Annotated in this window: 10 protein-coding genes and 1 riboswitch; of the genes, 4 read left to right on the forward strand and 6 right to left on the reverse strand. The window is 73.1% G+C overall.

What is annotated here, in order from left to right:
* Window positions 1-61 precede the first annotated feature (61 nt).
* Window positions 62-3,715: a cobaltochelatase subunit CobN gene (gene cobN, locus ACFYTT_RS03535; RefSeq protein WP_387257515.1), complete on the reverse strand. Its 3,654-nt coding sequence runs from the start codon at window positions 3,713-3,715 to the stop codon at window positions 62-64.
* Window positions 3,716-3,766: 51 nt separating this feature from the next.
* Window positions 3,767-3,845: riboswitch (cobalamin riboswitch) on the reverse strand.
* Window positions 3,846-3,911: 66 nt separating this feature from the next.
* On the opposite strand from cobN, the gene ACFYTT_RS03540 reads away from it, so the two are divergent.
* From ACFYTT_RS03540 to ACFYTT_RS03550, 3 genes are read left to right on the forward strand one after another with little or no spacing between them, the layout of a single operon-like run.
* Window positions 3,912-5,111 (forward strand): precorrin-3B synthase, encoded by a 1,200-nt coding sequence (locus ACFYTT_RS03540; RefSeq protein WP_387257517.1) that lies wholly within the window; start codon window positions 3,912-3,914, stop codon window positions 5,109-5,111.
* Entirely contained in the window at window positions 5,108-5,737 is a 630-nt protein-coding gene (locus ACFYTT_RS03545; protein WP_387257519.1) for a precorrin-8X methylmutase, read from the forward strand. The genes ACFYTT_RS03540 and ACFYTT_RS03545 overlap by 4 nt, the downstream gene beginning before the upstream one ends.
* Window positions 5,738-5,739: 2 nt before the next feature.
* Window positions 5,740-7,254, forward strand: coding sequence for a precorrin-2 C(20)-methyltransferase (locus tag ACFYTT_RS03550; RefSeq protein ID WP_387257520.1), 1,515 nt, complete (start codon window positions 5,740-5,742; stop codon window positions 7,252-7,254).
* Here ACFYTT_RS03550 and ACFYTT_RS03555 read toward each other — a convergent pair.
* From ACFYTT_RS03555 to ACFYTT_RS03575, 5 genes are all read right to left on the reverse strand, one after another.
* The gene (locus tag ACFYTT_RS03555) at window positions 7,242-7,991 is read right to left on the reverse strand and encodes a cobalt-precorrin-6A reductase (protein ID WP_387257521.1); all 750 of its coding nucleotides are present in this window, start codon (window positions 7,989-7,991) and stop codon (window positions 7,242-7,244) included. The genes ACFYTT_RS03550 and ACFYTT_RS03555 overlap by 13 nt on opposite strands.
* Before the next feature lie 177 nt (window positions 7,992-8,168).
* Window positions 8,169-8,654, reverse strand: coding sequence for an SRPBCC domain-containing protein (locus tag ACFYTT_RS03560; protein ID WP_131053227.1), 486 nt, complete (start codon window positions 8,652-8,654; stop codon window positions 8,169-8,171).
* Between the two features lie 3 nt (window positions 8,655-8,657).
* Window positions 8,658-8,999 carry a helix-turn-helix transcriptional regulator gene (locus tag ACFYTT_RS03565; RefSeq protein WP_176093792.1) on the reverse strand — a complete coding sequence of 114 codons (342 nt, stop codon included), beginning with the start codon at window positions 8,997-8,999 and terminating at the stop codon, window positions 8,658-8,660.
* A gap of 301 nt (window positions 9,000-9,300) precedes the next feature.
* Window positions 9,301-9,837 carry a hypothetical protein gene (locus tag ACFYTT_RS03570; RefSeq protein ID WP_131053225.1) on the reverse strand — a complete coding sequence of 179 codons (537 nt, stop codon included), beginning with the start codon at window positions 9,835-9,837 and terminating at the stop codon, window positions 9,301-9,303.
* An 84-nt stretch (window positions 9,838-9,921) separates the two neighbouring features.
* Window positions 9,922-11,223, reverse strand: a complete 1,302-nt coding sequence (locus tag ACFYTT_RS03575; protein ID WP_176093793.1) for an aspartate aminotransferase family protein — start codon at window positions 11,221-11,223, stop codon at window positions 9,922-9,924.
* Window positions 11,224-11,345: 122 nt separating this feature from the next.
* Between ACFYTT_RS03575 and ACFYTT_RS03580 the strand changes: the two genes are divergently transcribed.
* On the forward strand, window positions 11,346-12,266 hold the full coding sequence (locus ACFYTT_RS03580; protein ID WP_176093794.1) for a LysR family transcriptional regulator: 921 nt from the start codon (window positions 11,346-11,348) through the stop codon (window positions 12,264-12,266).
* Window positions 12,267-12,287: the final 21 nt, after the last annotated feature.

A 12,287-nucleotide genomic window follows, 5' to 3' on the forward strand; every position in this document is an offset into this window, starting at 1 on the left:
TCCCGGGCACGTCGCCCGAGCCCGTCCCGGGGGACCGACGGCTCCCCGGGACGGGCACCGCTCAGCCGGACTCCTCCAGGTCGCCCTCCACCTCCAGGTACGCCTGCCGTAGCGCGTCCATCAGGGCGGGATCGGGCTTGGCCCAGAGCCCACGGTCGGCGGCCTCGGTGAGCCGCTCGACGATCCCGCGCAGCGCCCACGGGTTCGACCGGCGCAGGAACTGCTGGTTCTCCGGGTCCAGGACGTAGCTCTCCGCGAGCTGCTCGTACATCCAGTCGGTGACCACGCCGGCCGTCGCGTCGTACCCGAACAGGTAGTCGACCGTGGCGGTCATCTCGAACGCGCCCTTGTAGCCGTGCCGGCGCATCGCGGCGATCCACCGTGGATTGACCACCCGGGCGCGGAACACCCGTGCGGTCTCCTCGGTCAACGACCGGGTCCTGGTGGCGTCCGGGGTGGTGCTGTCCCCGATGTACGCCCGGGGCGCCTGCCCGGTCAACGCCCGCACCGTGGCGATCATCCCGCCGTGGTACTGGAAGTAGTCGTCGGAGTCGGCGATGTCGTGCTCACGCGTGTCGGTGTTCTTCGCCGCCACCGCGATCCGCCGGTACGCCGACTCCATGTCCTCCCGGGCGGGCCGCCCGTCCAGGTCACGGCCGTACGCGAACCCACCCCACACGGTGTAGACCTCGGCCAGGTCGGCGTCGTCGCGCCAGTTCCCGCTCTCGATCAGCGGCAACAGCCCGGCACCGTACGCACCGGGCTTGGAGCCGAAGATGCGGGTGGTGGCACGCCGGTCGTCGCCGTGCCGGGCGCTGTCGGCACGGGCGTGCGCGGCGAGGTAGTTCACCTCGTCCGGCTCGTCCAGCGCCGCCACCTCCCGGATCGCGTCGTCCAGCAGGAGCACCACGTGCGGGAAGGCGTCCCGGAAGAAGCCGCTGATGCGCAACGTGACGTCGATGCGGGGGCGGCCCAGGTCGGCCAGCGGGACGATCTCGACGCCGGTGACCCGCCGGGACGCCGGATCCCAGACCGGTTGCGCCCCGATCAGCGCCAACACCTCGGCGATGTCGTCGCCGGAGGTCCGCATCGCCGAGGTGCCCCACGCCGACAGACCGACCGAGCGTGGCCACTCGCCGGTGTCCCGGCGGTAACGCTCCAGCAATGAGGTGGCCATCGCCTGCCCGGTCTCCCAGGCCAGTCGGCTGGGGATCGCCTTCGGGTCGACGGTGTAGAAGTTGCGGCCGGTCGGCAGCACGTTGACCAGGCCGCGCAGCGGCGACCCACTCGGTCCGGCCGGCACGTAACCCCCGTCGAGGGCGTGCAGCACGGCGTCGATTTCCCCGGTGGTGCCGGCCAGCCGTGGCGCGACCTCGGTCGCGGCGAACGTCAACACCCGGCCGACCTCCGCGCCGTGCGGGTGGTCGTCGCCGAGCACCTCGACGCGTACCCGGTCGACCGCCTCGGCGGACCAGTCGTGCCGTTCCATCTCCTCGGCCAGCCGTCGGGCCACCGCCTCGATCCGGTCCACCTCGGCGGTCTGCTCGGCGCCGCCCTCGTCGAGGCCGAGCGCGGCCCGCAGACCGGGCACCGCGTCGGCCTGACCGCCGAAGACCTGGCGGGCGCGCAGGATGGCCAGCATCAGGTTGACCCGCGCCTCGCCGGTCGGGGCGTGCCCGAGGACGTGCAGGCCGTCGCGGATCTGCGCGTCCTTGACCTCGCAGAGCCACCCGTCGACGTGCAGCAGGAAGTCGTCGAACTCGGCGTCGTGCGGACGCTGCTCCATGCCGAGGTCGTGGTCGAGGCGGGCGGCCTGGATCAGCGTCCAGATCTGCGCCCGTACGGCCGGCAGCTTGGCCGGGTCCATGGTGGCGATGTTGGCGTGCTCGTCGAGCAACTGCTCCAGCCGGGCGATGTCGCCGTAGCTCTCCGCGCGGGCCATCGGCGGCACCAGATGGTCCACGATGGTGGCGTGCGCCCGCCGCTTGGCCTGCGCGCCCTCACCCGGGTCGTTGACCAGGAAGGGATAGATGAGCGGCAGCTCGCCGAGGACCGCGTCCGGGCCGCAGCTCGCGGAGAGGCCGAGGTTCTTGCCGGGCAACCACTCCAGCGAGCCGTGCTTGCCCAGGTGCACCACGGCGTGCGCGCCGAACTCCTCGTCCAGCCACCGGTAGGCGGCCAGGTAGTGGTGCGTCGGCGGCAGGTCCGGATCGTGGTAGATGGCCACCGGGTTCTCGCCGAAACCGCGAGGCGGCTGGATCATCAGCAGCACGTTCCCGGCCCGCAACCCGGCCAGGACGATCTCGCCGTCCGGGTCGGCGGACCGGTCGACGAACAGGTCACCCGGGGCGGGACCCCAGTGCTCGGTCATCGCCTCCCGCAGGTCGTCGGGGAGCGCGTCGAACCAGCGGCGGTAGGTGGCGGCCGGGACGCGTACCGGGTTGCCGGCCAGCTTCTCCTCGGTGAGCCACTCCGGGTCCTGGCCGCCGGCCGCGATCAGCGCGTGGATCAGGCGGTCCCCGTCGGCGTCCTGGCCGTCGCCGCTGGGCAGCAGGCCGGGCAGCGCGTCCGGGCCGTCGACCGGACCGACGTCGTAACCCTGCCCGCGCAGCGTCCGCAGCAGGTGTACGGCGCTGGCCGGGGTGTCCAGACCGACCGCGTTGCCGACCCGGGAGTGCTTCGTCGGGTACGCCGACAGCACCACCGCGATCCGTCGTTCGGCCGGCGGCACGTGCCGCAGCCGTGCGTGCCGGACCGCGATGCCGGCGACCCGGCGGGCACGCTCCGGGTCGGCGACGTAGTGCGGCAGCCCGTCGGCGTCGGTCTCCTTGAACGAGAACGGCACGGTGATCAGCCGACCGTCGAACTCCGGCACCGCCACCTGGGTGGCCGCGTCCAGCGGGCTGAGCCCGTCGTCGCTCTCCGCCCAGGACGCCCGGTCCTGGGTTAGCGCCAGCGCCTGGAGGATCGGCACGTCCAACTCGGCGAGCGCACCGACGTCCCACGCCTCGTCGGCGCCCCCGGCGGAGACCTCCGCCGGCCGGGTACCCCCGGCCGCCAGCACCGTGACCAGCAGCGCGTCGGCCCGGCCAAGCGTGGCCAGCAGGTCCGGCTCGGGGGCGCGCAGGCTCGCGCAGAACACCGGCAGTGGCACGCCACCGGCCTGCTCGACGGCCGCGCAGAGCCCCTCCACGAAGGCGGTGTTGCCGCTGAGCTGGTGGGCCCGGTAATAGAGGATGCCCACGGTCGGCCCGGTCCCCGTCGGGGCCGGACGTGACATCACCCCCCAGGTGGGGTGCGCGACCGGCGGCGCGAAGCCGTGGCCGGTCAGCAGCACCGTGTCACTGAGGAACGCGTGCAGCTCGCGGAGATTGTCCGGACCGCCCTGCGCCAGGTAGGCGTGCGCCTGGGCGGCGATGCCCCGGGTCACCGTGGAGCGGGCCATCAGGTCGGCGTCGGGAAGCTGTTCACCGCCGAGGGCGACCACCGGCACGTCGCCGCCGAGCAGCGTGTCCAGGCCACGCTGCCACATCCGGTAACCGCCGAGGATGCGGACCACCACCAGGTCCACGCCGGCCGTCAGGTCGGCCAGTGCCTCCGGTTCCTCGCCGACGCGGGCCGGGTTCGCCAGCCGGTACGTCGCACCGCTGGACCGGGCGCTGAGCAGGTCGGTGTCCGAGGTGGACAGCAGTAGGATCACGCCGTCACCGGGCATGGTTGACTCCTCCCCGGGTCCGCGCCCGTGGCCGTCGGTCGCGGTCGACCGGAGTGTCTGGCTCGCGGCCCGGCACGTGGCCGGACCGGTGACAGTGGCGGGACCGCCCCGGACTCGCACCGGGTTCCTCCGCACCGACCGCGTGATGCTGATCTCGGCGCATTCCGTGCCGAGAGTCTGACTCTACGATGAGCACGTGCCCGCTGTCTCCTCCCCGTCCGGCCGTTCCGGCGCCGACCGGTGTCCCGGGGCGCTTCGGGCCCACCAGGCCGCCGACGGTCTGCTGGTCCGCGTCCGGCTTCCCGGCGGCCGGTTGAGCACGTCACAGCTACGCCGGCTGGCGGCCACCGCCCGACGCGACGCCGACGGCACGCTGGAGCTGACCTCGCGGGCGAACGTGCAGCTCCGCGGCATCCCCGACCAGGTGGCGGTGGACCGCATCGCCGCCGTCCTGGTCGAGTCGGGGCTGCTGCCCAGCGCCACCCACGAGACGGTCCGCAACATCGTCGCCTCACCGCTGAGCGGCCTGGAGCACGACGGGCGGCCCGACGTACGGCCGGTGGTGGGCCGGGTCGACGAGGCGCTCTGCGCCTGTCCCGACCTCGCCGACCTCAGCGGCCGTTTCCTCATCGCCGTCGACGACGGCCGGGGTGACGTCGCCACCCTCGGCACGGACCTGTGCTGGCTGGCCGACCCGGGCGCGCTGCTGGTGGCGGGACGCGACGTCGGGCTGCGGGCCGACGCCGACGAGGCGGCCGAAACGATCGTCGCCGCAGCCCGGGCCTTCCTGCGCCACCGGGCCGGCCGGCGGGACGTGTGGCGGGTGGCCGACCTGCCCGAGGCACCCGCCGCCATCGTCGCGGCACTGGGCGGGCCGCACGCCGCGCCGGTCGACGTGCCGCGTGGCGGCCCGCCGCCGGTCGGTCCGGACCCGGCCGGGTTCGTGGTCGCCGCCGCGCCCCTGGGCCGGCTCACCGCCGCGCAGGCCGAGGCGGTCGCGGCGCTGACCGACGGGCCGGTGGTGGTGACCCCGTGGCGGACCGTCGTCGTGGTCGCCGCACCCGAGTCGGCGGTGCCGGTGCTGACCGGGGCCGGGCTGGTCGTCGATCCCGCCTCGCCCTGGGTCGGGGTGACCGCCTGCGCGGGCCGACCCGGTTGCGGCAGCGCGTTGGCCGACGTCCGCGCCGACGCCACGGCCGCCCTGACCGCCGCCGCGCCGCCCGCCGCCGACGCGCTTCCCCTGCACTGGGCGGGCTGTGACCGGTGCTGCGGCCGACCGTCCGGTCCGGCTGCCCTGGCGGTGGCCACCGGCGCCGGTTACCGTGTCGCCGGTCCCCGAGGGGATCACCACGGCCCGCTGTCCGAGCGGGTGGCACAGGCACGGAGACCACGATGAGTTACGACTACGTCCGCGAAGGCGCCGAGATCTACCGCCGCTCGTTCGCCACCATCCGCGCCGAGGCCGACCTGTCCCGCTTCCCCGCCGACGTCGCCCGGGTGGTGGTGCGCATGATCCACGCCTGCGGCATGGTCGACCTGGTCGACGACGTGGAGGCACACCCCGAGGTGGTCGCCGCCGGGTACGCCGCACTGGCCGCCGGTGCGCCGGTGCTCTGCGACGCGGCGATGGTCGCCGCCGGGATCACCCGCACCCGTCTGCCCGCCGACAACGAGGTGGTGTGCACGCTGCGTGATCCGGCGGTGCCCGAGTTGGCCCGGCAGTTCGGCACCACCCGCAGCGCCGCCGCCATGGAGTTGTGGCGGGACCGGCTCGACGGCGCCGTGGTCGCCATCGGCAACGCCCCGACCTCCCTGTTCCGGCTGCTGGAACTCGTCGACGAGGGCGCGGGTCGGCCGGCGGCGGTGGTGGGCGTACCGGTCGGGTTCATCGGCGCGGCCGAGTCCAAGCAGGCGCTGGCCACGCATCCGGCCCGGATCCCGTACCTGGTCGTGCAGGGTCGTCGGGGCGGCAGCGCCGTCACCGCGGCGGCCGTGAACGGCATCGCGAGCGAGGTGGAGTGACCATGGTGGAGCCCGGCACGCTCTACGGCGTCGGGGTCGGACCCGGCGACCCGGAACTGTTGACGGTCAAGGCGGCCCGGCTGATCGCCGAGACCGACGTGGTCGCGTACTACTCGGCCCGGCACGGCCGCAGCATCGCCCGCTCCATCGTGGCCGGTCTGCTGCGGGAGGACCACGTACACGAGGCCCTGGTCTACCCGGTCACCACCGAGGGCACCGACGACCCGGCCGGCTACGAGGGCGTGATCCGCCGGTTCTACGACGACAGCGCCGAGCGCCTGGCCGTCCACCTGGCCGCCGGACGCGACGTGGTGGTGCTCTGCGCGGGCGACCCGATGTTCTACGGCTCCTACATGTACCTGCACGAGCGGCTCGCGCACCGGTTCCCGGCCGAGGTGGTGCCGGGGGTGACCTCGATCAGCGCCGCCTCCGCCGTGCTGGGTCGGCCGCTCGTCGAACGCGACGAGGTGCTGACCGTCCTGCCCGGCACGCTGCCCGCCGAGGAACTCGCGCGGCGGCTCGCCGACACCGACGCCGCCGCCGTACTCAAGCTGGGCCGGACCTTCGACAACGTCCGCGCCGCCCTGGACGACGCGGGCCGACTGCCCGAGACCTGGTACGTGGAGCGGGCCACCTCACCACGCGGACGACACGCCCCGCTGGCCGACGTGTCCACCGACGAGGTGCCGTACTTCTCGCTGGCGTTGCTGCCCAGCCCGACCAGCGCCGCCAGCCGCGACGACCTGCCGGCACCCGGACCGGCGTCGGCGGGGGAGGTGGTCGTGGTCGGGCTCGGCCCGGCCGGACCCCGCTGGCTCACCCCCGAGGTGGCGCGGGCGCTGCGCGAGGCCGAGCACCTGGTGGGCTACGGCCCGTACGTGGACCGGGTGCCGGTGCGTCCCGGCCAGCAGCGGCACACCTCGGGCAACCAGGTGGAGACCGAACGGGCCGCCCACGCCCTGGAGTTGGCACTCGGCGGGGCCCGGGTGGTGGTGGTGTCCTCCGGCGACCCCGGCGTGTTCGCCATGGCCAGCGCGGTCTACGAGGTGGCGACCGGCCAGGCGAGATTCGCCGGGGTGCCGGTACGGGTGCTGCCGGGCCTGACGGCGGCGCAGGCGGCGGCGAGCCGGGTGGGTGCCCCGCTCGGGCACGACTTCGCGGTGCTGTCCCTGTCGGACCGGCTCAAACCGTGGCCGGTCATCGAGGCCCGCCTGGCCGCCGCCGCCGCGGCCGACCTGGTCCTGGCGCTCTACAACCCGGCCTCGGCCAGCCGTCGCTGGCAGGTGGGCGCGGCCCGGGAGACGCTGCTGCGCCACCGTGACCCCAAGACGCCCGTGGTGCTGGCCCGAGACGTGGGCCGGGCCACCGAGTCCGTCACCGTGATCACGCTCGGTGATCTCGACCCGGACACCGTGGACATGCGGTGCCTGCTCATCATCGGCTCGTCGACCACCCAGGTCAGCACGCGGGGCGACGAGTCGGTGGCGGTCTGGACGCCGCGCACCTATCCCGGCTGAACCGGCAGCGCCGACACCCAGTCCACCGCCTCGTCCACCCCGGACACCGTCGTCGGATGGACGGCGGGCACCGGCCGGTCGATCATCAGCACCGGTAGGCCGAGCTGGCGGGCCGCGTCGAGTTTCGCCTCGGTGAGCCGGCCGCCGCTGTCCTTGGTCACCACCACGTCGAGGCGATGGGTACGGATCAGCTCCAGTTCACCGGCGAGCGTGTAGGGACCCCGGCTGCGCAGTAGTCGGATGTGCTGCGGCAGCGGCTCGTCCGGCGCGTCCACGACCCGGGCCAGGATCCACAGCCCGGTCGACGGGCGGAACGCCGCCAGGCTCTGCCGTCCGGTGGTGAGCAGGACCCGCCGCCCGAGCGCCGGAAGTTCCCGGACGGCGGCGGCCACGTCCGGCACACGGTGCCAGCGGTCACCCGGCCGCGCCGTCCAGCCCGGTCGTTCCAGCCGCAGATGAGGTACGCCGACCTGGGCAGCGGCGGTGACGGCGGCGGTCCGGATCCGGGCCGCGTACGGGTGGGTGGCGTCGACCAGTACGTCGACGGGGTGCGTGTCGAGCCACCGGGCCAGGCCGTCGGCACCACCGAACCCCCCGATGCGTACCTCACCGACCGGCAGGCGGGGATCGGCGACCCGCCCGGCCAGCGAGGAGATCACCGACAGCCCCGGCCGGTCGACGAGTCGGGCGGCGAGATCACGTGCCTCGGCGGTGCCCCCGAGGATGAGTACCCGCACCCGCCACCCCCTGCTGCTCGTTCCCCGATCGACCAGTCAACCACGCGCCTTCGTGTAAGGAAGGGCCCCCTGCTAACGCCTACGGTATAGAAGGGGTCCCCTCCTAACATCGGCGCCGGCGCCGGCTCTCCCCGTGCGGGCACCTTGTTGCGGGGCCGGCGCCGGCTTGCGCAGCGGTCAGGCGGCGACGAACCCGTCGATCTGGTTGATCGCTCCGGTGGCGCCCTCCACCATGCCCATGTCCAGCACCTGCTGGAGGGCCTCGGCGGACGGGTAGGTGCTCACGTACGTCACCCGGGTCCCGCCGTCGTGCGCGCTGAAGGTGTAGACGCACTTGGAGACCGGCATCTCCGGGTTGGGGGAGAGGTCGTCGTGGGCGAAGCCGTCGTCGAAGGCGAAGCTGCGAGCCTCGTCCACGGCCGTGACCAGCCAGTACCCGGCGTACCGCTCGCCCTCCGGGCTGGTCATGTAGTACGTGACCCGGCCCCCGGGCGTGAGATCGTGGTCGACCACGGTGGCCGGATAGGTCGGCGGTCCCCAGACCTTCTCCAGTTGGCGTGGGTCGGCGTACACCTGCCAGATCCGCTCCACCGGTGCGGCGAAGTCGGCGGTGATGGTCAGGCTCAGGTTGTCGAGGTCCTGCTTGACGTCGGTGACGGGCACTGTTCAGTCCTCCTGGTCGGTTTCGGATGCGATGAGCATGTCGATGCGGGCGATGCGGCCGCGCCAGACCTGTTCGAGCTCGGTGAGCATGGACGCCACCGACCGCACCGCCTGCACGTCGCCGCTGGCCAGTTGCTCGCGGCCGCTGCGTCGCTTGGTCAGCAGGCCGGCCCTCTCCAGCACGGCGACGTGTTTCTGCACGGCGGCGAAGCTCATGTCGTAGTTGGCGGCGAGCGCGGAGACGGAGTGCTCCCCGGCGAGCACGCGGCGCAGGATGTCGCGCCGGGTGCGGTCGGCGAGCGCGTGGAACAGGGCGTCCGCCCGGTCGTCACTCGTCTCCGTCACCACCCCAACATACAACCAATCAGTTGTACGTCGCCAGACCTTCGCAGGATTCATCCCCGCGTGTCGCGGCGCGGGGTGTGGCGCCTCGCGTGCGGACACGAGCGCGGTGCGCGGCTGAGTCGCCGGACGCACGGCCGTCGATACGCATGCAAGGAAGGGTCCCCCGTTAACACCTGGTGTTAACGGGGGACCCTTCCTTGCATGCGGGTGGGGCGGTGCCTGGGTAGGTGGGGAGATTTGTTGTCGCTCTAGCGACAACAAATCTCCCCACCTCCTGGCAAGCTGGCCTGAGTGGGTACGGCTACGGGGCGGTGGGGCTTTCCGCCGGGCCGCTCCGGCGTCGCGCGAACGTCCGCGCCGCCACCACCGGCAGGACGCGCAGGAGTAGCGCCAGAATCACCGCCAACGTGGCAGCCTGCTCCACCGACAGCCCCTGCCACACCAGCACCGCGCCCGCACCCACACCGGTCAGCAGCGCACCACGCACGACGCGCAGCGCGACGACCAGGCCCGAGGGCTCCTCTCCGTCCCGGTCGGGCCTCGACCACAGCGTGCTCACCGCCGCCGTGACCGCGAACAACACGGCGATCAGCAACGCCCAGAGGGCGACTCGTCCGGCACCGGCGTCGTCGGTCAGCGACGGTACGGCGAAGTTGGCCACCAGGAGAATGGCAAGGGTTGGTACCCACGTCAGGAGGAAGGCGGCCAGCCCGGTCTGCAACGCCCTGCGACCTCGGCTGACCTGTGGTTGCACCTGGCTTCCGATGCCGGCGGTCACCTCGTCGGGGGCCCATACCAGCTGGCCGACCCTGCGCGGCTCGGGCGTTGGCTCTGACATGGCGGCAAGCCTAGTGTGGAGGACTTCCGCCGCCATGCTCGGTCTCTCGGTCACCACATGGGGCGCGTCGGCCACCGAGCGGTGTCACCCTTCGCGTAGGACGGCGGTGAGTGCGGCGTCGAGGATGTCCAGGCCGGCGTGCAGGTCTTCGTCGCTGATGGTGAGCGGTGGTGCGATCCGGAAGATCCCGCCCATGCCCGGCAGTTGGACGATGTTCATGTGCAGTCCCCGGTCGAGGCAGGCCGAGGTGACCCGGGCACCCAACGCGTCGGCCGGTGTGCGGCTCACCTTGTCGGTCACCAGCTCGATGCCCTGGAGCAGGCCCCGGCCCCGGACGTCGCCCACCACCTCGTGTTCGTCCCGCAGCGCCTGGAGCCGATCGGTGAGCTGCTCGCCGAGTCGCGCGGCACGCCGCACCAGGTCCTCTCGGGCGATGACGTCGAGCACGGTCAGCGCGACCGCCGCCGCCAGCGGGTCGGAGACGTGGGTGGTGTAGAAGAGGAACCCCCGGTCGTGGCAGACCTGCTCGATCTCGGCGCTGGTCACCACGGCGGCCACCGGCAGTCCCGCCCCGAGGGTCTTCGACAGGGTCAGGATGTCGGGGGCGACCCCGTCGCGCTCGAAGGCGTACATCGTGCCGGTGCGGCCGAGGCCGGTCTGCGCCTCGTCGAGGATGAGGAGCATCCCGCGCTCGTCGCACATCTGCCGGAGGCGGGCCAGGTATCCGGGCGGCAGGTCGATGATGCCGCCCGAGGAGAGGATCGGTTCGACCAGGCAGGCGGCGAGGCTTCCGGCGGACTGCTGGTCGACCAGGGCGAAGCCGTACGCGAGTTCGGCCTCCCAGTCGTGTGCGCCGTCTGCGCTACGGAACGGCGACCGGTAGGCGTTCGGTGTGGGCAGGGCGAGGTTACCCGGGATCGGCGGACCGTAGCCGCGCCGCCCGGCGGAGAACGTCGCCGAGGCCGCCCCCTGCGTCATGCCGTGCCAGGACCGGTCGAAGGAGACGATCTCGTACCGGCCGGTGTAGAGCTTGGCCATCTTGATCGCCGCCTCGTTCGCTTCGGCGCCGGTGGTGAGCAGCAGCGTTTTGCCGAGCGGGTCGGGCAGTGTGGCCGCGAGCCGTTCGGCCAGCGCGAGCAGCGGCGGGCTGAGCATGCCGCTGTAGAGGTGGTCCAGTGAGGCGACCGCGGACGAGACGGTGGAGACGATGTCCGGGTGCCCGTGGCCGAGGATGGCGCTCATCTGCCCCGAGGTGAAGTCGAGGATCGACCTGCCCTCGCGGTCGAAGACGTACGCCCCCCGGGCGCGTTCGATGATCCGGGGAGTGAAGCTGGCCCCGTACCGGATCAGCAGGCGGTCCGCCTGGTCCCAGAAGGTCGTGTCCATCAGCGGTCCTCTCGTCCGTCGGGCGGCGGAGCCGGTCCCTGCCGGTCATCCTGCGACGGCCCCGGCGGGGCGACAAGCAGACAAAGATCGCTGATCGTTCGTCGTCGCCGTACGGTCGACGCATGCTGAACCCTCGACGCCTGGTGGTGCTGCGGGCGGTCCTGGCGGCCGGATCGATCAACCGGGCCGCCCGGAACCTGAACTACGCCCCGGCCACGATCAGTCAGCACATGACCGAACTGGCCAGGGAGACCGGCCTGGTCCTCTTCGTGAGGCAGGGACGGGGCATCGTCGCCACCGACGCTGCCCGACATCTCGCCGACCAGGCGCAGACACTGGTCGCCGACTTCGAGCGGCTGGAACGGGTCGTCGCGGACCTTCGTGGCGGCCAGGGCGAGCACCTGGCGATCGCCTGTTTCGCCTCGGCGGCCGAACGGTGGATCCCGGAGCTGGTGCGGACCGTTCGGCAGCACCGACCGAACCTCACCGTCGAGATCAGCCTCAACGAGCCGGTCGACGGGCGGGGGCGCCGTCAGCCGGACCTGGACATCCGCACCGAGCCGGCCGGCGGCGTCGAGGTACGGGTCGACGGCTACCAGCGGCACGACCTCGCCGTCGAGGAACTCGTCGCCGTCCTGCCCGCCGGGCACCCGCTCGTGGACGCCCCCGAGATCGCGTTGCGGGACCTCGGTGCCGAGCCGTGGGTGGACCACGACATCTACGACAGCCCGATCGGGCAGATCATCTCCAGCGCCTGCCGGACCGCCGGGTTCACCCCCCGATTCGCCGCCCGTCTGGACGACCACCGGACAGCATTGCGCCTGGTGGCGGCCGGTGTCGGCGTCACACTGCTGCCGCGCCTGGCCGTCGTGGAGCTGCCCGGGGGCGCGGTGGCGAGGCCGGTGGTCCGTCCCGTCGTCCGGCGTCGCATCGTCGTGCACGTCCGCCGGGACCATCGTCGGCAGGAACTCCTCGCCCGCGCGGTGGCGCGGCTGCGCGCGGACGCCGAGGCCGATCCCTGCACCGCCATGCCTGACCGCTGACGCGACGACCGACGATCCGAG

The organism is Micromonospora sp. NPDC003816 (assembly GCF_042874705.1).
In the GTDB taxonomy this organism is placed as follows: domain Bacteria; phylum Actinomycetota; class Actinomycetes; order Mycobacteriales; family Micromonosporaceae; genus Micromonospora.

Bases quoted from the DNA above. Each gene is read 5' to 3' on its own strand.
- cobN (WP_387257515.1), bottom strand. From the start codon at position 3,715: ATGCCCGGTGACGGCGTGATCCTACTGCTGTCCACCTCGGACACCGAC.
- ACFYTT_RS03545 (WP_387257519.1), top strand. From the start codon at position 5,108: ATGAGTTACGACTACGTCCGCGAAGGCGCCGAGATCTACCGCCGCTCG.
- ACFYTT_RS03550 (WP_387257520.1), top strand. From the start codon at position 5,740: ATGGTGGAGCCCGGCACGCTCTACGGCGTCGGGGTCGGACCCGGCGAC.
- ACFYTT_RS03570 (WP_131053225.1), bottom strand. From the start codon at position 9,837: ATGTCAGAGCCAACGCCCGAGCCGCGCAGGGTCGGCCAGCTGGTATGG.
- ACFYTT_RS03575 (WP_176093793.1), bottom strand. From the start codon at position 11,223: ATGGACACGACCTTCTGGGACCAGGCGGACCGCCTGCTGATCCGGTAC.
- ACFYTT_RS03580 (WP_176093794.1), top strand. From the start codon at position 11,346: ATGCTGAACCCTCGACGCCTGGTGGTGCTGCGGGCGGTCCTGGCGGCC.